At 59.2% G+C, this 20,450-nt stretch carries 21 protein-coding genes; 9 read left to right on the top strand and 12 right to left on the bottom strand.

The window, feature by feature from the left end; genetic code table 11:
* Positions 1-7: 7 nt before the first annotated feature.
* The 4 genes from ileS (at position 8) to ispH (ending at position 4,822) form a co-directional block, all read left to right on the top strand.
* Positions 8-2,839: an isoleucine--tRNA ligase gene (gene ileS, locus BWR59_RS16350; protein ID WP_081566671.1), complete on the top strand. Its 2,832-nt coding sequence runs from the start codon at positions 8-10 to the stop codon at positions 2,837-2,839.
* Complete coding sequence (gene lspA, locus BWR59_RS16345) at positions 2,832-3,347, top strand: signal peptidase II (protein WP_081566670.1); 516 nt, start codon at positions 2,832-2,834, stop codon at positions 3,345-3,347. The genes ileS and lspA overlap by 8 nt, the downstream gene beginning before the upstream one ends.
* Positions 3,340-3,792, top strand: a complete 453-nt coding sequence (locus BWR59_RS16340; protein ID WP_081566669.1) for a peptidylprolyl isomerase — start codon at positions 3,340-3,342, stop codon at positions 3,790-3,792. Before lspA ends, BWR59_RS16340 begins: the two co-directional genes overlap by 8 nt.
* 82 nt (positions 3,793-3,874) lie before the next feature.
* The gene (gene ispH, locus BWR59_RS16335; RefSeq protein ID WP_081566668.1) at positions 3,875-4,822 is read left to right on the top strand and encodes a 4-hydroxy-3-methylbut-2-enyl diphosphate reductase; all 948 of its coding nucleotides are present in this window, start codon (positions 3,875-3,877) and stop codon (positions 4,820-4,822) included.
* 5 nt (positions 4,823-4,827) lie between these two features.
* Here ispH and BWR59_RS16330 read toward each other — a convergent pair whose 3' ends face one another.
* Positions 4,828-5,331, bottom strand: coding sequence for a GspH/FimT family pseudopilin (locus BWR59_RS16330; protein WP_081566708.1), 504 nt, complete (start codon positions 5,329-5,331; stop codon positions 4,828-4,830).
* 171 nt (positions 5,332-5,502) lie between these two features.
* Here BWR59_RS16330 and pilV (BWR59_RS16325) point away from each other — a divergent pair, with 171 nt between their 5' ends.
* From pilV (BWR59_RS16325) to BWR59_RS16310, 4 genes are read left to right on the top strand one after another with little or no spacing between them, the layout of a single operon-like run.
* Positions 5,503-5,958 (top strand): type IV pilus modification protein PilV, encoded by a 456-nt coding sequence (pilV, locus tag BWR59_RS16325; protein WP_081566667.1) that lies wholly within the window; start codon positions 5,503-5,505, stop codon positions 5,956-5,958.
* Positions 5,955-6,656, top strand: a complete 702-nt coding sequence (locus tag BWR59_RS16320) for a hypothetical protein (RefSeq protein WP_081566666.1) — start codon at positions 5,955-5,957, stop codon at positions 6,654-6,656. The genes pilV (BWR59_RS16325) and BWR59_RS16320 overlap by 4 nt, the downstream gene beginning before the upstream one ends.
* Before the next feature lie 8 nt (positions 6,657-6,664).
* Complete coding sequence (locus tag BWR59_RS16315) at positions 6,665-7,144, top strand: PilX N-terminal domain-containing pilus assembly protein (RefSeq protein ID WP_081566665.1); 480 nt, start codon at positions 6,665-6,667, stop codon at positions 7,142-7,144.
* Complete coding sequence (locus BWR59_RS16310; protein WP_081566664.1) at positions 7,141-7,560, top strand: type IV pilin protein; 420 nt, start codon at positions 7,141-7,143, stop codon at positions 7,558-7,560. The genes BWR59_RS16315 and BWR59_RS16310 overlap by 4 nt, the downstream gene beginning before the upstream one ends.
* A 6-nt stretch (positions 7,561-7,566) precedes the next feature.
* Here the strand turns inward: BWR59_RS16310 and BWR59_RS16305 are convergent, their stop codons facing one another.
* Genes BWR59_RS16305 through BWR59_RS16280 form a run of 6 tightly spaced genes read right to left on the bottom strand, consistent with a single transcriptional unit; the run spans position 7,567 to position 14,886 of the window.
* The gene (locus BWR59_RS16305; protein ID WP_081566663.1) at positions 7,567-7,989 is read right to left on the bottom strand and encodes a type IV pilin protein; all 423 of its coding nucleotides are present in this window, start codon (positions 7,987-7,989) and stop codon (positions 7,567-7,569) included.
* Between the two features lie 13 nt (positions 7,990-8,002).
* Positions 8,003-12,403 carry a PilC/PilY family type IV pilus protein gene (locus tag BWR59_RS16300; RefSeq protein WP_081566662.1) on the bottom strand — a complete coding sequence of 1,467 codons (4,401 nt, stop codon included), beginning with the start codon at positions 12,401-12,403 and terminating at the stop codon, positions 8,003-8,005.
* A gap of 41 nt (positions 12,404-12,444) precedes the next feature.
* On the bottom strand, positions 12,445-12,999 hold the full coding sequence (locus tag BWR59_RS33095) for a PilX N-terminal domain-containing pilus assembly protein (protein ID WP_081566661.1): 555 nt from the start codon (positions 12,997-12,999) through the stop codon (positions 12,445-12,447).
* Positions 12,996-13,799, bottom strand: coding sequence for a PilW family protein (locus tag BWR59_RS16290; RefSeq protein WP_081566660.1), 804 nt, complete (start codon positions 13,797-13,799; stop codon positions 12,996-12,998). The genes BWR59_RS33095 and BWR59_RS16290 overlap by 4 nt, the downstream gene beginning before the upstream one ends.
* Positions 13,796-14,353, bottom strand: coding sequence for a type IV pilus modification protein PilV (gene pilV, locus BWR59_RS16285; RefSeq protein ID WP_230982026.1), 558 nt, complete (start codon positions 14,351-14,353; stop codon positions 13,796-13,798). Before pilV (BWR59_RS16285) ends, BWR59_RS16290 begins: the two co-directional genes overlap by 4 nt.
* A complete protein-coding gene (locus BWR59_RS16280; protein ID WP_168184493.1) occupies positions 14,353-14,886 on the bottom strand; it encodes a GspH/FimT family pseudopilin in 534 nt (177 codons plus the stop codon). Before BWR59_RS16280 ends, pilV (BWR59_RS16285) begins: the two co-directional genes overlap by 1 nt.
* Before the next feature lie 190 nt (positions 14,887-15,076).
* Here BWR59_RS16280 and thiO point away from each other — a divergent pair, with 190 nt between their 5' ends.
* Complete coding sequence (gene thiO / locus BWR59_RS16275) at positions 15,077-16,180, top strand: glycine oxidase ThiO (protein ID WP_081566706.1); 1,104 nt, start codon at positions 15,077-15,079, stop codon at positions 16,178-16,180.
* On the opposite strand, the gene BWR59_RS16270 is transcribed toward thiO, so the two are convergent.
* The 5 genes from BWR59_RS16270 to BWR59_RS16250 all read right to left on the bottom strand — a co-directional run bounded on the left by BWR59_RS16270 (position 16,177) and on the right by BWR59_RS16250 (position 20,430).
* Complete coding sequence (locus BWR59_RS16270) at positions 16,177-16,599, bottom strand: hypothetical protein (protein WP_081566658.1); 423 nt, start codon at positions 16,597-16,599, stop codon at positions 16,177-16,179. The genes thiO and BWR59_RS16270 overlap by 4 nt on opposite strands.
* A 14-nt stretch (positions 16,600-16,613) precedes the next feature.
* A complete protein-coding gene (locus tag BWR59_RS16265; protein ID WP_081566657.1) occupies positions 16,614-17,183 on the bottom strand; it encodes a nucleotidyltransferase domain-containing protein in 570 nt (189 codons plus the stop codon).
* 82 nt (positions 17,184-17,265) lie between these two features.
* Entirely contained in the window at positions 17,266-18,606 is a 1,341-nt protein-coding gene (locus BWR59_RS16260) for a sigma-54 dependent transcriptional regulator (protein WP_081566656.1), read from the bottom strand.
* A gap of 2 nt (positions 18,607-18,608) precedes the next feature.
* Entirely contained in the window at positions 18,609-20,201 is a 1,593-nt protein-coding gene (locus BWR59_RS16255; protein ID WP_081566655.1) for an ATP-binding protein, read from the bottom strand.
* Positions 20,191-20,430, bottom strand: a complete 240-nt coding sequence (locus BWR59_RS16250) for a PP0621 family protein (protein ID WP_081566654.1) — start codon at positions 20,428-20,430, stop codon at positions 20,191-20,193. The genes BWR59_RS16255 and BWR59_RS16250 overlap by 11 nt, the downstream gene beginning before the upstream one ends.
* Positions 20,431-20,450 lie beyond the last annotated feature (20 nt).

Genomic DNA, 20,450 nt, shown 5'->3' with positions numbered 1-20,450 from the left:
GCCTGAAATGACCGACTACAAAGCCACGCTTAATCTTCCGGACACCGCCTTCCCGATGAAGGCCGGCCTGCCCCAGCGCGAGCCGCAAACTCTGCAGCGCTGGGACAGCATTGGCCTGTACCAGAAGCTGCGCGAAATTGGCAAGGATCGTCCAAAGTTCGTCCTGCACGACGGTCCTCCGTACGCCAACGGCAATATTCACATCGGTCATGCGGTCAACAAGATTCTCAAGGACATGATCGTCCGCTCGAAGACCCTGTCGGGCTTCGACGCGCCTTATGTTCCGGGCTGGGACTGCCACGGCCTGCCAATCGAGCACAAGGTCGAGGTCACCCACGGCAAGAACCTGCCCGCGGACAAGACTCGCGAACTGTGCCGTGCCTACGCGGCCGAGCAGATCGAAGGCCAGAAGGCCGAGTTCATCCGCCTGGGCGTGCTCGGCGACTGGGCCAACCCGTACCGCACCATGGACTTCGCCAACGAAGCCGGGGAAATCCGCGCGTTGGCGGAAATGGTCAAGAACGGTTTTGTGTTCAAGGGCCTCAAACCTGTGAACTGGTGTTTCGATTGCGGCTCGGCGCTGGCTGAAGCGGAAGTCGAATACCAGGACAAGAAATCGTCGACCATCGACGTGGCCTTCCCGGTCGCCGACGCCGACAAGCTCGCCACCGCCTTTGGCCTGTCGAGCCTGAGCAAGCCTGCCGCCATCGTGATCTGGACCACCACACCGTGGACCATCCCGGCCAACCAGGCGCTCAACGTTCACCCTGAATTCAATTACGCGCTGGTCGACGTAGGCGACAGGCTGCTGATCCTGGCCGAAGAGCTGGTCGAAGCCTGCCTCAAGCGCTGGGGCCTCGAAGGTTCGGTGCTGGCGACTGCGCCGGGCTCGGCGCTGGAACTCGTCAACTTCCGTCACCCGTTCTACGAGCGTCTGTCGCCGGTTTACCTGGCCGAATACGTCGAGCTGGGCGCTGGCACCGGTGTGGTTCACTCCGCGCCTGCTTACGGCGAAGACGACTTCGTGACCTGCAAGCGTTATGGCATGGTCAACGACGACATCCTGACCCCGGTTCAGAGCAACGGCGTGTACGCGCAGTCGCTGGAATTCTTCGGTGGCCAGTTCATCTGGAAAGCCAATCCGGCCATCGTCGACAAACTGCAGGAAGTCGGTGCGCTGCTGCATACCGAAACCATCACCCACAGCTACATGCACTGCTGGCGCCACAAGACACCGCTGATCTACCGCGCCACCGCGCAGTGGTTCGTGGGCATGGACAGGCAGCCGACTTCCGGCGATACGCTGCGCAACCGTGCAGTCAAGGCGATCGAAGAGACCAAGTTCGTTCCAGCCTGGGGGCAGGCGCGCCTGCACTCGATGATCGCCAACCGTCCGGACTGGTGCATCTCCCGTCAGCGCAACTGGGGCGTGCCTATTCCGTTCTTCCTGGACAAGGAAAGCGGCGAACTGCACCCACGCACCGTCGAGCTGATGGAAGAAGTCGCGCTGCGTGTCGAGAAAGAAGGCATCGAAGCCTGGTTCAAGATGGACGCCGCCGAACTGCTGGGCGATGAAGCGCCGCAGTACGACAAGATCTCCGACACGTTGGACGTCTGGTTCGATTCGGGCACCACGCACTGGCACGTCCTGCGCGGCTCGCACCCTATGGGCCACGAAACCGGTCCTCGTGCCGACCTGTATCTGGAAGGTTCCGACCAGCATCGCGGCTGGTTCCACTCGTCTTTGCTGACCGGCAGCGCGATCGACGGCCATGCGCCGTATCGCGAGCTGCTGACCCACGGTTTCACCGTGGACGAGAACGGCCGCAAGATGTCCAAATCGCTGGGCAATGTCATCGCGCCGCAGAAGGTCAACGACACGCTGGGCGCCGACATCATGCGTCTGTGGGTTTCAGCCACCGACTACTCGGGCGAAATGGCGGTTTCGGAAACCATCCTGCAGCGCAGTGCCGATGCGTACCGTCGTATCCGTAACACCGCGCGCTTCCTGCTCTCCAACCTGAGCGGCTTCAACCCGGCCACCGACATCCTGCCTGCCGACGAAATGCTGGCACTGGACCGTTGGGCGGTGGATCGTGCCCTGTTGCTGCAGCGTGAGCTGGAAGAGCATTACGGCGAGTACCGCTTCTGGAACGTCTACTCCAAAGTGCACAACTTCTGCGTGCAGGAGCTGGGCGGTTTCTATCTGGACATCATCAAGGACCGCCAGTACACCACCGGCGCCAACAGCAAGGCACGTCGTTCCTGCCAGACCGCGCTGTTCCACATCTCCGAAGCGCTGGTTCGCTGGATCGCACCGATCCTGGCGTTCACCGCCGACGAACTGTGGCAGTACATGCCCGGCGAGCGTAACGAGTCGGTCATGCTCAACACCTGGTACGAAGGCCTGAGCGAGTTGCCGGAAGGCTTTGAGCTGGACCGCGCCTATTGGGAGCGGATCATGGCGGTCAAGGCTGCCGTCAACAAGGAACTGGAGAACCAGCGTGCGGCGAAAGCCATCGGTGGCAACCTGCAGGCCGAAGTGACGCTGTACGCCGAGGACGATCTGACCGCCGACCTCAACAAGCTGGGCGATGAGCTGCGTTTCGTACTGATCACCTCCAAGGCAGGTCTGGCGCCTTTCGCGAGTGCTCCAGCCGATGCCGTCGTCACCGAAGTCGCGGGCCTGAAGTTGAAAGTGGTCAAGTCCGGCTACACCAAGTGCGCCCGTTGCTGGCACTTCCGTGAGGATGTAGGCGTACACGCCGAGCATACTGAGATCTGCGGTCGTTGCGTCGACAACATCAGCGGTGCGGGCGAGGTTCGTCACTATGCCTAATGCGTCGGCTGGCCGTATGGGCCGTCTAGGCTGGCTGTGGTTGAGCGTGCTGGTCGTGGTCATTGACCAGGCCAGCAAGTTCTACTTCGAGAACTCGCTGAGCCTGTATCAACAGATCGTGGTCATCCCCAGCTATTTCAGCTGGACGCTGGCCTACAACACTGGCGCGGCCTTCAGTTTCCTGGCCGACAGTTCCGGCTGGCAACGCTGGCTGTTCGCGCTGATCGCCGTGGTGGTCAGTGCGGTGCTGGTGATCTGGCTCAAACGTCTGGGTCGTAATGAAACCTGGCTGGCAGTCGCCCTGGCACTGGTGCTGGGCGGCGCCCTGGGCAATCTGTACGACCGCATTGCCATCGGCCACGTCATCGATTTCGTGCTGGTGCACTGGGATACCCGCTGGTACTTCCCGGCCTTCAACTTTGCCGACAGTGCGATCACTGTAGGCGCGATCATGCTTGCCCTGGACATGTTCAAGAGCAAGAAAACCGGAGAACCCGTTCATGACTGAACACGCTATTCAGGAAATCCGCATCGGTCAGAACACGGAAGTTACCCTGCATTTCGCGTTGTATCTGGAAAACGGCGACACCGTCGACAGCACCTTCGACAAGGCTCCGGCCACGTTCAAGGTCGGTGACGGCAGCCTGCTGCCGGGCTTCGAAGCGCTGATCTTCGGCTTCAAGGCAGGCGACAAGCGCAAGGTCGAAGTGCCGCCGGAGAATGCATTCGGTCAGCCAAACCCGCAAAACGTGCAGATCATGCCGCGTTCGCAGTTCCAGAACATGGAACTGGCCGAAGGCCTGCTGGTGATCTTCAACGATGCGGCCAATACTGAGCTGCCGGGTGTGGTCAAAGCGTTCGACGACGATCAGGTAACGGTCGACTTCAACCACCCGCTGTCGGGCAAGACGCTGACCTTCGAAGTGGAAATCTTCGAGGTGAAGGCACTCTGAGTGATCAGGTAGCCTGCGGCCCCGACCTGGCTCGGGGCCTTTTCGTTTTTATGTTTCATTGCGCGTAGATACGAGGCACATCATGCAAATCAAACTCGCCAACCCACGTGGCTTCTGCGCCGGGGTGGACCGTGCGATCGAAATCGTCAATCGCGCGCTCGAAGTGTTTGGCCCGCCGATCTACGTGCGCCATGAAGTGGTACATAACAAATTCGTTGTCGAAGACCTGCGCAGCCGTGGCGCGATCTTCGTCGAAGAACTGGACCAGGTCCCGGACGACGTCATCGTCATCTTCAGCGCCCACGGTGTCTCGCAAGCTGTACGTACCGAGGCCGCCGGTCGCGGCCTGAAGGTGTTCGATGCAACCTGCCCGCTGGTCACCAAGGTGCACATCGAGGTTGCTCGTTACAGCCGCGACGGCCGTGAATGCATTCTGATCGGCCACGAAGGCCATCCGGAAGTCGAAGGCACAATGGGGCAGTACGACGGCAGCAATGGCGGCGCGATTTATCTGGTAGAGGATGAAGAAGACGTCGCCAATCTGCAGGTGCATAACCCCGAAAAGCTCGCATTCGTGACCCAGACGACCCTGTCGATGGACGACACCAGCCGAGTCATCGACGCGTTGCGCTCGCGCTTCCCGGCTATTGGTGGCCCGCGCAAGGACGATATCTGCTACGCCACTCAAAACCGTCAGGATGCGGTGAAGCAACTGGCCGATGAGTGCGACGTGGTGCTGGTGGTCGGCAGCCCGAACAGCTCCAACTCCAACCGTCTGCGTGAGTTGGCCGAGCGCATGGCGACACCGGCGTACCTGATCGATGGCGCCGAAGACATGCAGCGCAGCTGGTTCGACGGTGTCGAGCGAATCGGCATTACCGCGGGTGCTTCGGCGCCTGAGGTGCTGGTTCGCGGCGTGATCCAGCAATTGCAAGCCTGGGGTGCCACGGGCGCTGACGAGTTGGCAGGGCGCGAAGAGAACATCACCTTCTCGATGCCCAAGGAATTGCGCGTCAAACAGGTTCAATAAGCTGCTCACGCACAGGGCTCGGTGCTGAAACCCGCGCTTCTCAGACTCACTCGCCCAGTGACTGCTATCGCGATCTGATAGTGGCTGATGGGTGAGTCTTTCATGCATACCGCCAGCGTGCCGTTGGCATTGTTGAGCGGCCTGCCGGTGTTATCAAAACCCACGCGGCGTATGAGTCTGCCGTTGCCCACGACCCTCACGTTGCGATAGCCGCTGCGCTCAGCCAGTATCGGTTCGTCGTCGTCCCTGAGCTGATTCTGGTTGGTGTCGATGAACACGTGCCAGCCTTCGCTCCACTTGCCCTCAAGGGCCTGCACGATCACCGGCTGCCTGCGCAATGTCGCCTCGGCGCGAGCCATCCGCAACCCGCTGGACAATTGCTGAGCCGTATCCTGCCGCCGCTGCGAGTCGACGAACTCAGTGAAGCTCGGCGCTGCCAGAGTGGCGATGATTGCGATCAGCGCCAGCCCCGTCAGCAGTTCTATCAACGTCAGTCCCCGTTGCTTCATTCACCCACTCTCCGAACACACAGCGCGCCCTAGCAAACGCCCATAGACGCGTGCTGACAAGACGGTCGACTGTCTCCCGATGTGTCCGCAAGCTGCGGTTACACACCCGCCGTGCAAGCTGGGGCTGATCGGCTTCAATGGTCCCTGCATACGAACTTTCGGAGGTGTTCGATGGAGGCAGGATCACATCAGACAGGGATGACGTTGATCGAGGTTCTGTTTGCCTTACTGGTGTTTTCTATCGGCATGCTGGGTGTGGCGATGTTGCAACTCAATGCCCTCAAGCACACCGACAGTGCCATGCGCAGCACTCAGGTCAGCTTCATTGCCCAGGACCTGTTGGAACGTGTTCGCGCCAATCCTGCTGCGAACTACTCGCTCGCTTCGTTGAGCCACGCCCCTGCCTCTGGCAATCCCGACATACCTCGCGATCAGGATCTGTTCGATTTCGCGGAACAACTGCGTAATGCAGTTGGGGAGGATGTACAGGCTTCCGTGGCGGTGGCTGTCAATCAGGCGACAGTCACGCTGGACTGGAACGACGCCCGCGCTCAAAGCGATGACGCGTACAGGCAGACATTGACCTTGAGCAGCCTTGTGAGACCGGAGAGAGGTGTCCAGCCATGATGCGCCACGCTAATGGTTTCGGCCTGGTAGAAATCATGCTGGCGTTACTGCTGGGGTTGGTGATGTCGTTGGCACTGACGCAGATTTTTGCGACCACCAAAAGCACATACCTGAGTCAGACCTCGTCCGCCAGTCTGCAAGAGGACGCTCGCTTCGTACTCGCCAAAATCACGCAGGAAGTGCGTTTGGCTGGGATGTTCGGATGCTTGGGACGTGTAGAGGACAAGAGCCGGGGCGGGCAATTTTCGAGGGCATTTCACGCGCCCGTGGAGTGGAATGCGCAGCAACGGTCGCTGACTCTGAATACTGCCGCGATAGACGCCGACCGGTCATGGCATACGTGGGAGGTGCATACCGATTGCGCCTCTTCGGCAACCGCCTGGACCCGAGGCGGCGCCCCGAAACCGGCTGAGGGCGAGATCGCGCTGGCGGTCCACCGGCAGATCTATCGCTTCAATCTCGAACGTGAAGAACTGGCGCTGAATGGGCAACCGCTACTCAGCAACGTCCGGGCTTTCAGCGTCCTGTTTGGCGTTGCCAGTGGCGTGAATGCAAAAGGTATTGCGCGTTATACCGCTCAGCCTGACCCGGCGATGATCCGAAGCGTGCGCCTGACGATGACCCTGTACGACCCTGCTGATCGTACGCAGGAATACACCTTCAACGTCGTCGCCGCGATCCGTAACAGGCTCGGTTGAGAGGGCACATGAACGCACAGCGCGGTGCCGTGTTGATCGTCAGCCTGGTCTTCCTCGTGTTGCTGACCTTGCTTGCCACCTCATCCATGCAGAACGCCACGTTGCAGGAAAAGATGGCGGGCAGCGTCACGATGAACAATGCCTTGTTTCAAAGGGCGGAATCCGTATTACGGGTAGCTGAGGCGAATCTCGTCCCGGGGTTTCAACTGCCGGAGTGCCCCGCGACCTGTCTTCCGCCTCCGGAAGCATTGACGCTTTCTGCGGGCGGCGCTGGTGGGGCATCAGGAGTGAACTGGATCGCGAGCAATGGAGGTTTCTATGGCATTCAGCAGGTCGGCGAAACCGACGACCCGGCGGGTGGAGGAGCGCCCGGCCAATTCCACACATTGTTTCGCGTCACGGCCGTCGTCGTTCAAGGCGGCTCCCGGGCGGTTCTTGAAAGTACCCACACCGAGGAGCGCCGAATCATGTGGCGACAAAGGCAATGAACCACGGGAAGGGCTTCACACTGATTGAGGTGCTGATTGCAGTCGCCATCATCGCGATCCTGGCCGCAGTGGCTTATCCCCAGTACAGCGAATACATCCGCAAAACCCGGCGTGCGGAGATCGCCGCTGCTCTGGTCGAGGAAGCGCAAAAACTGGAGAGATTTCACTCCAGAGCAGGGCAATACACTGATGCGACCGGGCCGCCAGCGAGGGAGCACGAAGTGTCTGCTGGCAACGCGTTCTACTCGATTGCTGCCGAGCGATCCGAGCGAATGTTCGTGCTGGTCGCGATGCCTATTGGCGGGACGGTCATGAGCGGGGACAAATGCGGCGGATTCGTGCTGGACAACACTGGCAGGCGGGACAACGCGGGGTTGTCGGGCGATGCCAGTGTCGAGGCTTGTTGGGGGCGGTGAGGAGCGTTACTTCCAGCATTCGGCGGTAGCGGGGGTCTTATTGCCTGCCTGATCGATGGTTAATGTGCCGCAGGTGTCGCTTGCTTGAGCGGCCTGTGGGGCGACCTGAAACTTGTACGTGGTTGCCGTGGCGCTGACAACGGTAAGTTGGTACTTGTTGTTCGTCGAGCTCAGCGCTACGACCTTTGCGTCGGTCGCAAGGCCTATAGTCACAAGCGTTATCCCGGCGTATGAATTATTTTGGGCATAGTAGCGTTCTGCCCTCGCTACCGCGTCGTTGAGCAAAGCGATGCCCTCCGAGCGGTATCCGCGCTGCACATATTTGGTGTAAGCCGGATAAGCAACGGCCGCCAGGATGGCGACGATGGCGACCGTGATCATCAACTCGATGAGGGTAAAGCCGCATTGCTTCGAGGATCGGTTAAGCATATTCAAACTCTTCTCAAGGTGAAGGAATCACGCGCCATGTCTGGCGGCCGTTGAAGTCCAGGCCGGTATAAACACCTGTTCCACCGGTGGCGCCGTCGCTGTTGTACATCGTGGAAAGATCGGAGCCGGCATTGGGCGCAGCAATGGCAAAACCACCAGCAACGGAGTCGAAACCGCTGACAACGTTTCCGTCAAGCGTGTCGGCCCTTGTAATTACGCCATCGCGCGTGAAATCAAAGATCGAAAAGGTAGTAGCACCCCCGGTCGTCGGGTCCAGGCCCAGTCGTTTACCGAGAATCCCGGCTTCACACACATCGGCGATTGGCGTGCGCGTCGCAACGAACAAGACGCTGCCGGAAAGCGTCAACAAATCGACCATTCGTTCACCGACTGCCGATACCGTCGTTACGTTGTTCACCGTCGTGCTGGTCTGCAGGTCCAGGTACCAACCGTATTTAGCGGTCCAGTCCACCAGATTTCGAGTCAGCGTCCTCAGCCCCGTCGTACCCGAGATGCTGGTCGATGCCGAGGACAGAGTCTGGCTCTGCAGGTTACTTCGGGCAATCGATGCCAGCGTGCTGGACGCGGTCGGGCTGGTGGTTGACTGGGCGTTGGTCTGCTTGTCCCAGATGCCGTACAGGCTTTGCACATCCTTCGTCGTCTTGTCGGCGGATGTGAAGTAGCGGCCAGTACCGAATATCACGAGGGTGCCTGTCCCGGTCGGATGTGGATAGATGACCGGCGGCGTGGTGATGGATTGCGCAGGAGCTCCGGTAGTCGGTGATACAGCTGTGAACAAGGGTTTGCCGCCAAACGAAATCTTATAGTTGGCCGCAGTCGCAGTGTCCGTCAGGGAGCTGGCACCAATCAGGTCAAAACGCCACAGATTGCCCAGTAAGTCTCCGGCATAAACGTAGTCGGCGATACCGTCGGAGTTTGAATCCAGAATGACGGGCGTAGAAAGCCCGTTTTCGACTTTGGGGTTACTGTCCGGGGTGGCCATTTTCTTGATGACTGCACCCGTGGCGACATTGAGTACGAACAGGCTGGCGTTACCGCTGTTGCCGTTGTAGCCGCTGCCGAATATCACTCCCCACTCACCCGAATGCAGCTTGGATATGTAAGGCGTGGAGAACGTCGAACCCAGGTCGACATCGTTCTGCGACGTGAACTCCCACAGCAATTTGATATTGTCGGGTGAAGTAATGTCCAGAGCGAAGATTTCTCGCCCGCCCGCGCCGAGGCTTCCGACAAGCACGGTATGCCAGGCACCTCCGAAATACACATCTGAGACCATTGACGAGCCGTCAACAAAGAAGCGGTGCAAAGACGAGTCGGTGTTGTAGTTTTGATTGCTCAACGCCGCCAGGCCCGCGACGACAGCCGAGGGAATGAAGGCGAATTTTTCCACCCCAGTGTCGCCATCGAACGCATGGAGCATGCCGTCGTTGGAGCCTACATAAACCTGCGGGCGGCGGGCGCTGGCGGTAGCTTGAAACTTGGCGTAATCCCCGGGGGTGCCGTCGAGTGAGTCGGCAACCGAGGCAATGAACAATGCCTTGCTGACGATGACCGGCTGTGAGTTGACGATATCGCCCAGTACCGAGGCGCGCCGCCGGAATGTCGTGCCTTCTAGGCTTCGTACACCTCTGATGAACGACACCTGGTCAGACGTGAGGGCACCTGTCGGCGTAGAGGCGGAATACTGCCATTTCACCCCCGCGAACGTGCGATTAGCCAAGTTGCTGTAAGTGAAGTCCTGCAATCCGTTACCAGCGGCATTGGCAATCTGGATATTCCTGTTGCCGGGCGCGGGCATCAGGGACGCGGCTGTCCAGTTCACAGCGGAAGTACTGGTGCCTCCCGTGTAGTCATAAGTTGCGGTGGTCTTGGTCAGATCACCACTCCAGAGCGTGACGTTGAAGCTGTTGGTGTAGGTCGACGTTGAGGTCGATGCTGTCTGCGGCGGCGGAGAAACCGCAGGCGGCGATACCGAGGTGTTTTTTTGCACGATCTGGCTGAAGGCCTCTTGCAACTGCTCTTTGAGTGTCGAGGCGCTGCTCACTAGAAAGTAGTTGTCCGGCGTGCCTGAGACGTTCGAGTCCCATTGACCGGCCACCGGGGTGCTGGCAGTCGTGTTGTCCTTGGTGCCGAAGCCTCCCCACTTGGCGGCGTACCACAACGGATCCTGCAAGTTAGTGACTGATCGCGCGGACGACGCGGTGAACGTACGTGAATGGCTGTCGCTGCCATTGACAACCGCGCTGCCGGAGCGTCGGCCCGGCAGCAAATCACTGGTGCCGGTACATTGGTTGGAAGGGACACACGCGCCGGGAAGCCTCGTTCCAGGGGTGTCCAGTTCGTAATGACTGTTGCCGTTCCCGCCACCGGTAACTTCCAGATAAATCCCGTCATTCGTGGTGCCGGAGATGGTGTAGCCCATGTGCGATTCGGCACCGGATACCGAATAGACTGTCTGGGTCACAACATTCAACGTGCCGGTGGCAGTCACCGAAACCGTGTACAGGACGATGGCGTCCATGTCGTAGTCGCAACCCTGGCCGCAATCGTCAAACACGACCCGGAACACTGCCTGGGCACGACCGCCGTTGACGGCAGTGTCGGTAGGTTGTCCCGCCATGTTGTAGAGCGAGTCAATGTAGAAACCGGTGATCTGTTCGGTCACACCGCTGGTGACCTTGCCGAAAGGCAGCAGCGTAATAGTCCCTGTGCCGACGGGCATCTGAATGCGCGGCAGCGTCGATGACAAAGCGATGGAGAAGGTCTGGACCTTCTGGTTTCCCAGTGACGTGATCGGATTGGTGTTTGCGTAGTAAGCAACCGCGCCAGCGTTGAAGGTTCCTTGCTTGGTCGGTTCCTCCGGAAGGCCACGAATGTTGCCCAGGCTTGAGGCAGCTTTCGCCGTGGGAGCGTTGTCGTTCAGGCTCGTAGTCTGGCCGATATTGATGTTGCGGCTGCCTGAGCCCACATCGGTGTTCCAGATGGTCTGGCCAAGGCTTGATGCACTGAAATTGCTGAGTGCCGTTGTGGCTGATGGCGAATTCGTCGTTGTAAAGGCACTGCCGGGCAGATCCGAATCGTAAGTCGGGTTCACGTCACTGAAGAGTGTCTCGAATGGCTTCGAGCAACTGGGAAATGTCGGGGTGGTCGCGTCAGGGTTAGGGGTGCTGGAATACGGGTTCGTCCAGCTGGTGAGGCCGCTGAGTCCCAGAGCCAGGTCACCCGCGCCTGATAGAAACCCGGTCGTCGGGTTGGTCGCGCCACTGAAGTAACGCATGGTCTCGAACATCATCTCGGCCAATGGGTTTCCCCAGTCCTGGCATGCACCATTAGTGATGGAGTTGCCAGTGGTGCTGCATCCGCTGGACCGGATTCGCAGCCCGTCAAGCGTTCCAATAATCCCGCCCTTGGTATAGACCCCTAGCAGACCTTTGGTGCCGAAGATTCCGGTCGACGTCTCGATCTCGTTGGCAAAACTGCTGATTGCCTTGCGAATTACGCCGCCCTGAATGTTGTTCTGGTAGGTGCCTGTCATCAGGCCGAAATACATCTGATTGCCTTCACCGTAATCGTGGAGGATTCCGGTCGGTTTGTATTTACCGTTGGGGTAGAGCTTGCAATTGCTCTCCAGAAAGCCGGTTTTGCACACCTCGACACGGACTTGATAATCCGAGGGCACGACCACGACATCCTGGAAGCTGGTGTTAGTCGCCACCAAGCCGCCTTGAGTAACCTCCCGGGAAACCCAACCAAAAATGCGGATGTTGGAAACGTTGGGCAATACCCGTAACAGCGGCGCGGAAGATTGAGTGTTGTTGGCGAACAGCGCGTAGTTGCTGCCGGTCGGGTTTGCGAAAGGGGTGTAGTCGGACAGGTTATAGCCGTCGACCGTCGGGCTGCGGTATTCCTTGCCCCACGTGTGCGCGTCGGTGGGGATATAGGCGCGCTCAAGGATCGTCTGGTTAGTTGTGTCCGTGCTTCGATAGCCGCCGTAAAGCACCTTGCGCAGTGCATCTGCTCGAGAGGTGGTCAGGTAGTTGAGATAGTCACCGCTCCAGCTACCGGGGCATTTCTTGAGATTGGCTTTGGTCGTGTTGGAGTTCGCAGTGAAATACCCCCCGCTGTAGTTGTAACACGTCAGTGAATCGAAATAGCCGAGATAGTCGATCGAGGGCTTGTAGCGGATGTCGATGGAGCCATCACCGTCCAGATCGGACGCGTCGTTATAGGCGGGGAAAAACAGCTTGTGATCTCGGCCGACCACCAGCATGTTCAGCGGGGGAACTGAATCATTAACGAACAGCGGAGCCTGGGCCGGTACCTGACTTACCGCCGCCAGTGCTGCTGTGATCGACAGCGCCCAGGTCGCGGCCATTGTCGTCAGCAGCGACATGTATTTGATTACGTTTACAGCGCACAGGGATCGGCAAATCTTCATGGGTAGTACCGGGCGATGACGGTGCGCAATATAACGCGAGGGGTGGTCGTATCACTGGTGCAAAGCACTGTCGACGCGCAGGCGTTAACTTCATAGTGGTGTGGCCCGCAGCCGAGAGCGGCGCAGTTGCCTGGGCTGGAACCGACGAGATTCCCCAGATCGACGACGTACCACTGGACCTTCACGTCATAGTTGTTCGCGATAGTGGTCACGTTGCTGCCATCGGACGTTGTGAACCGCGCAGGTGTGTCTTTAGAGGTGCTGACGGTGAGGTCCGAAAGGCTCCAGCGCAGACAGAATGTGCTATTGCACGCGCTGCTCGCTGAGGGCGGAGCGGCCTTACTGATACTGTTTTCGCCGATACGCAACCCGCCTTCAGCTGCGTTGAACAGGGTTTTCTGCATTTTCAGATTGCCCGTGATCCGGGACTCCAGAGATACGCCGCGCATGCTCGACAGAGCGAGCAGCGTAATGATCAAGAGCATCATGATTGCAACCAGCAATGTGGCGCCGGTCTGGCGACGGTTTGCAGCAGGATTGAAGGCAGTCATTGCATCCGGTTCCTGATCATGGTCGTGCCTTGAACCAACTGGTAAATCTGATTGGTGTCCGCCAGGTCTGGATTGAATCTGTTGTTCCACTCTGTCAATGCCGCTGATGGATTGGCGCCCTCACGCAAAGATGCAGTACCCGGGCTCTGCATCAAAACGGTGTATCGAACCGCGCTGATGACATCGGTCGTGCTTGCGGCGGGATTGGGGCTGTAGGCCGAGATGACCTTAAGATCCGCTGCACCGGAGCCATATTCGAAACGCAACCCCGCCACGCCAGTGACGAGCTGCTGGGAGCTTGCTCCTGAGGTGCAAATGATTGAGCTGGTGTTCGCGTCAAACTCGATTTTCTCGATGACGACCGGATTCATCACCCCTTTCTGATAGGGCAGTGTGATGGCGTCCTGATTGGCCGATGAGAGCGCCGCGCCCTGGCAGTTGACGTCGCTTTTATTGGCGGCCTGATAGCGTAAGCAGAAGGCTATGTTCGAAACGGCTACCACAGCGGCATCTTCGGGGAATGTACAGCCAAGCCCCGAGCTGGCAGGGAACGCGGTGGCCGGGTTGCTGCGGTAGCCCGCCTTGGAAAGCTCCTGTTGCAGAACCGACAGGACGAAGCGGCCGTTCTCCTGGTTACCCACCTGACCTTGCTGGAAGAGATAGCTTTTCTGATTGTTGATGAATATCTGCGTGACGCCGAGTATCAGGAACAAGCCGATGAGCATCGCCACCATCAACTCGATCAGCGACAAGCCTTGCTGAGTGTTGCGGCGCGAAGAGAGTGGGAACAGGCGTTTCATAACATGCGCATCCTCGTCCTGAGACGGTAGGTGCACGTGGTGCCCACCCTATTGGTGTCCAGGCATTCGGCGGTCGACTTCACCGTCCAGGCCAGCTGTATCTCGACTTCGCTGTTGCTGGTCTCACTGGTGCCGCAGGCGGTCTGACTATCGCCGGGCACCTTGCTTCGGCAAATATAGAACGAGTCCTTCAATATCGCAGCGGTCACGCCCGGTAACGCCCGGCTGGCTTGTGCAGTCCAGCAGCCAATTTGGGCCGATAGATCGACTGGCGTGGGGCTGCAGCTGCCAGGGACCGACGGGAAGTTCGTGCCAGGCGGCTTTACGCAACTGTTTGCGGCGGTGCAGGTACCGGCGCTGCGGATTATTTCCGCGAGGTCGTCGGCGAGCATGATGGCTGTATTGCGCTGCACAGAATCCTGCGTGTATGGGATAGCCTTGCTTTGCAGGGCGACCATGCCGAGCACGCCGACAGCGATGATGATCAGGCTCACGAGCACTTCAATCATGCTGAAGCCGCCACTGCGGCGCAGGGCTGAAGTTTGCATTTGCATCAGCAACCACCCGGTTTTGCAGTCGATGGCGCCGTCACTCGGCCGCTCGTCAACAGCGCAATATATTGCGGGGCGATGGTGGTGTCGGTCGCATAGGTGATTTGAAAGCAGGCACTGGTCGACGCGTTGCCGGTAGGGGAGAAAACCACAGTGTTGGCAACGGAGTTGATCGCGATACCCGATTGCAGGCCGTTGGTGCCTACTCGTCTCAGTGTGGTACCGCCAGCAACTACGCTGATATCAGTGGTACCAACAGGGGCGCTGATCGTCACGTTGGTGCCTCGGGTGACGGCTTCCGATCTTGCGTATTGAAGGAGGTCGTAGAGTTCGTTGGCACCTGCCCGGACATTCATCCGGTGCAGCAGACTCGAAAAGCTCGGCAAGGCAATCGCAGCAAAAATCCCCACGATCACAACCACCACAATCAATTCGATCAAGGTAAACCCGGCGTTATCGCGCCTTTGAGGACACTGCCAGCTGCGATGCAGGTTCGGGTGCGTGCCTGAGCCCGCAGACCCTGAGCTGAAATCCATCGAGGAAATTCCATTTTTCGTTTGAAATATGGTGATACTACTCAGGTTCGAAGTCGCTATGTAGTGGATGTCCGGGGATATTCGCCGGACCAGTGGCATGGCGTGGTTTTTTGGCCATTGTCGAGTCGGTTTCTCAGCCACCTGTTGGGCATGAGCCGACGTTTATTTCCTATTGATGATCGGGTTCTGCATGTCCAGGCAACACGTAGTAATCGTCGGTGGTGGCGTCATCGGTCTGTTGACGGCCTTCAATCTCGCTTCAAAAGTCCAGAGCGTGGTGCTGCTTGATCGTTCAGGCGTGGGGCAGGAGTCTTCGTGGGCGGGCGGGGGCATCGTTTCGCCGCTGTATCCCTGGCGCTACAGCCCGGCGGTAACGGCGTTGGCGCATTGGTCGCAGGATTTCTATCCGCAGTTGGGCGAGCGTTTGCTCGAAGCGACGGGCCTGGACCCCGAAGTGCACAAGACCGGTCTCTACTGGTTGGACCTCGATGACGAAAATGAGGCGCTGGAGTGGGCCGAGCGTATGAACCGCCCTTTGACGTCAGTGGACATCTCGGCGGTTTACGACGCTGTGCCGGTGATGGGCGGCGGTTATTCGCGTGCGGTCTACATGGCCGACATCGCCAATGTGCGTAATCCGCGTCTGGTCAAATCGCTGAAAGCGGCATTGCTGGCGATGCCCAATGTCACGATTCATGAGCAGTCCGAGGTCGGCGATTTCGTGCGCGATGGTGACAAGGTCATTGGTGTCAGCACTCCGGCGGGAGACATTCTGGGGGATGCCGTGGTGTTGGCAGCGGGCGCCTGGAGCGGCGATCTTCTCGCAAGGCTCGGGCTTGAACTGCCGGTAGAACCTGTCAAAGGCCAGATGATTCTGTACAAGTGCGCGTCGGACTTCCTGCCGAGCATGATTCTCGCCAAGGGCCGCTACGCCATTCCTCGTCGTGACGGACACATCCTGATCGGCAGCACGCTGGAGCATGAAGGCTACGACAAGACGCCAACCGGTACGGCGCTGGAAAGCCTGAAAGCCTCGGCCATCGAACTGATCCCGGCACTGGCCGACGCTGAAGTGGTGGGGCATTGGGCCGGGCTGCGCCCAGGCTCGCCGGACGGCATTCCGTTTATTGGGCAGTTGCCGAATCATGAAGGGCTGTGGCTCAACTGCGGGCATTTCCGCAATGGTCTGGTGCTCGCGCCTGCGTCGTGCCAGTTGCTGACCGATCTGCTGATGGGCGATGCGCCGATCATTGATCCGGCGCCGTATGCGCCATCGGGAAGAGTTGAGGCTTAACCGTGCATAGCGCTCTGTACCAGAAGGCGCAGAGCGTCGGTGCTTGCCAATAGCTCTACCAGGAGCGGCTCATCCACATCCATGTAGCCTTCATACTCGGCCAGATTGCGGCGTTCATGACATAGCGCGAACAGGCGCACCTTCACCCTGTCCAGCTCGATGGTGTGGGGCAGGCACTGAAATACGAGATAGCGGCGGTCCGAACGGTACCCCTTCATGCGCATCGCGGCCAGGGCGAGGGCATGGGCCGCGTTATACGCGAGGTCGAAGCGGCTGGCGTAAGAGAGGGTAGGGTTGTGGGCATCATGAAGCCGATCGGCGGCGGAGCGGACCAGGCCAACGCACTCTTTCCTGTCGGGCGGTTCAAGCTTCAATCCACCGCTGCGTACCAGGTTCTCCAGGTTGTCATTGCCGCCCATTCCGTGGCATCTCCCTACGTACGTCCGATGATCTCGATCTGATCCTGCTCCGCCACTCGTACTACGAAACTGTTGCCTGCCTCAAGCTTGGCCTGCCAGTCCGCCGGGGTGTACAACGTCGGATTGATCGTCCTGCCCAGTAACTCTTCGAGCGGGATCATACGCTCCATCACTTCGCTGTAGCTGATCCCTTCGCCAATCAGCATCAAATCAATGTCACTGGATGTATTTGCGGTGCCCTTGGCTATAGAGCCATATACAAAAGCTCGCTCGATGCGGTCGGCGAACGGCATCAATTCTTCCCGCAAGTAGTCGGCAATCCCGAAGGTTTTCCGCACGATGGCGACAAGCTCCCCAAAAACAGGATTGGCGGGGTTAGCTTGGTAGTGGATCTGATTACCTTGGCGAGTGGCAGTGAGCAGGCCGGCTGAATGGAGCCTCTCCAGTTCGCGGACCATGCTGCCTCTTCCGACCTTTGCCCAGCGGCCTATTTCGTTGGTGTAGAAGCTTCGTTCCGGATTGCCATAGAGCAATCCAAGTAGTCGTTGTTGGGTCGTGGTAAAGAGTGCGTCGCCAATAGACATTGAAGCTTCCGAGAGATAAGTCCCAAAAAGGGAACGATAGGTCCCTTTTTGGGACTTATCAAGAAGCTTGTTGCAGAGTGACCTACTCCAGCCCCAACTTTTTCAACCGATAGCGCATCGACCTGAACGTCAGGTTCAGCCGTTGCGCAGCAGCCGTGCGGTTCCAGCGGGTTTCTTCCAGGGCCTGCAGGATCAGCTTGCGTTCGACGCTTTCCAGGTAGTCTTCCAGATTGTCGATGTCGGCCAGGCTCGGGCCGTCCTGATTGTTGACGCTGGCGGGCTCGGCCAGCCGCAGGTCGTCGGCGTTGATCTGATCGTTCTCGCACAGGGTGTAGGCCCGCTCCAGCATGTTTTCCAGCTCGCGAACGTTGCCGGGAAAACGGTAGCCCTTCAACGCCGTCAGCGCTTGAATCGCCAGGCGCGCTGGCGGCTCGTCGGCGCCTTCGGCCAGGCGACGCAGGACGCTGTTGGCGATTTCTTCGATGTCTTCTCGACGTTCGCGCAGCGGCGGGACGCGCAGTTCGATGACGTTGAGGCGGTAATACAGGTCCTGCCGGAAACGTTGGGCGGCGACCTCCACACTCAGGTCTTTGTGAGTCGCACAAAGAACGCGGACGTCGACCACCTGCTCCTGCTGGCCACCCACGGCGCGCACGGATTTCTCCTGAATCGCGCGCAGCAGTTTGACCTGCATCGCCAGCGGCAGATCCGCGACCTCGTCGAGGAACAGTGTCCCGCCATTGGCAGCCTGAAAGAGGCCGGGCTTGTCCTCGTGGGCGCCGGTGAAGCTGCCTTTGCGATGACCGAAGAACTCGCTTTCCATCAGTTCTGCCGGAATCGCGCCACAGTTGACCGGCACAAAGGGTTTGTCGATGCGCGGACCCTGTTCGTGAATCAATCGGGCGACCAATTCCTTGCCGCTGCCCGATTCGCCGCTGATGTAGATCGGCGCCTGACTGCGGGCCAACTTGCCAATCTGCTTGCGCAGCGCCTGCATCGGCGGCGAATTACCGAGCAGTCGGTTATCGATACTGTTTTCGTTGGAAGGTGAAGCGCGCAGCAGCAGGGCGCTGCCCACCAGTTCACGCAACCGACCCAGATCCACCGGCTTGGTGAGGAAGTCGAAGGCGCCCGCCTTGAGGGCATGGATCGCGGTGTCAACGCTGCCGTGGGCTGTGATCATCGCCACCGGCACCTGGGTGTGGCGCTTCTGGATGTGCTGCACCAGCTCCAGACCATTGCCATCGGGCAGACGCATGTCGGTCAGGCACAGGTCGAAAGGCTCGCGGGCCAGCCATTCCTGGGCTTCCTTGACGTTGCGCGCACTGCGAGTGTCCAGTTTCATCCGCCCCAGGGTGATCTCCAGCAGTTCGCGAATGTCCGGCTCATCGTCGACGATCAGGATCTTTTGCCGTTGGCTCATGTTCAACTCAATTTGAACGGATGGGCGAAGGTGATCCGCATGCAACTGCCGCCACCTTCCCGTGGTGTGTAATCCAGGTTCGCCTGATTGCTTTCGCACAATTCTCGCGAAAGGTACAGGCCAAGACCGGTTCCCTTGCTCTCAGTGGTGAAGAAGGGCTCGAATATCTTCGTCAGATGCTCGTCGGCAACGCCTGCGCCATCGTCCAGCACTTCCAGGCTGGGCAGTTCGCTGTGCGGGTCGTGGAACAGACGCAGCCAGACTTGAGCTTTCTCATGCAACTGACCGCTGTAGCGCAAGCCATTCTGCACAAGATTAGTCACGACCTGCTGGAGTTGTTCGGCGTCCATGCGCGTGGTCAGCGTGCCAAAGCCGATGTCCAGGTGCAGAGCCTGATCAGCGGTTAGCCTGCTGCGGGTGTCGCTGACGAAATGTTTGAGCCACTGCCTGAGGTCGAGCAGGTGGGGTTCGGTCTGACGTCGGCGGGACAACTGCAAGACGTTCTCGATCACCAGATTCATACGTCGCGATTGATCTTGGATGATCTCACTGAGACGCCGGTCCGGCGAGGTCAGTTCCTCGGATTCGTGGAGCAGTTGCGCGGCGTGACTGATGGCGCCCAGCGGGTTGCGGATTTCGTGGGCGATCCCGGCCGTCAATCGGCCAAGCGCGGCGAGCTTGAGTTGTTGGGCCTGCTGGGAAATTTGCGACAGGTCGTCGAGAAACACCAGTGTGTGCCGATGGTTGCCACGGGTGAGCGCAATGAAACCGGGGCGCAGCACGGGCCCGATCGCCGAGGTGGTAATGCTGCGAGGCGCCATGGAAGAGTTGATCAGCCACTGCCGCAGCCGCTCGACCAGTTGTGGCGAATAGGGGTCGATGATTTCGCCGAGTAAATGGTTGTGGCCCAGTAATGTCAGCGCGCTTTGATTGGCCAGCAACACCTGGCGATTGGCGTCCAGCACCAGAATGCCTGTGCGCATGCGCTGCAGGATCAGCGCGTTGAGTTCTTCGAGGTTATCCACATCGGCGGCGCGCCGCTCGGCGATGTCTTCGCTGAGTTGCAGGCGCCGCGCCAAGGTTTGCACCAGCATCGCCGCGGCAAAGCACAGGGCCCCGAGGGAGCCCGCCTGAACGAAGTGATTGGCCGCCGCAGGCTTGTGATAGCTGATGAAGAAGGTCAGGTAGATGATGCCGATGGCCGAGACTGCGGCAATCAGCAAGCCGGTCCGTTTACGCAACAACACATTGCTGATGGCCACCGAGGCGACGATCAGGTTGCCGATGCCGCTGGGTGCGCCGCCGCCGGCATAGAACAGCGCGCACAGCATCAGAGCGTCGGTCATGGCCAGCGTAAACAGCTGGCCTTGGCGAGTCGGCCGCTCGAGCAGCACGACAACCAGGATGTTGAATACCAGATACAGCCAACATCCGGTGCGGAACAGTTCGATGTCCGCCATTTCCAGCAATTCGGCATCCAGGCTGCTGGAAATCAGCAGCACCATGAGAATGCCGATGCTCAGACGGTAAAGGTGATACAGCCGCAGAATCCGCTGGGCCTGAGGTGTCGCCAGCGACAGGGTTTCAGCGGTCACGTGCAGCGGGGCCCTGAAGCCGGTGAGCTTCTGTGCAATACCATTGCTGGCCCTGACTCAGTGCACGGTCACGCGGTACATGCACGCCGCATTGCGCGCAACGGACCATGGGCGCGGCGTCGATTTCCGGTGCAGCCGGTTTGGCGCGCGGCGCAGAGCCTTTGGTCACGCGTTTGAAAAACCAGATGATCGCCATGATCAAGGCGATCCACATAATCAAGCGAATCATGTCTACCAGCTTATGAAGTG

It is taken from the genome of Pseudomonas sp. Bc-h (assembly GCF_002080045.1).
GTDB lineage: Bacteria > Pseudomonadota > Gammaproteobacteria > Pseudomonadales > Pseudomonadaceae > Aquipseudomonas.
Note: the sequence above shows the minus strand (reverse complement) of the source record. Positions and strands in the feature narration are given on the sequence as shown.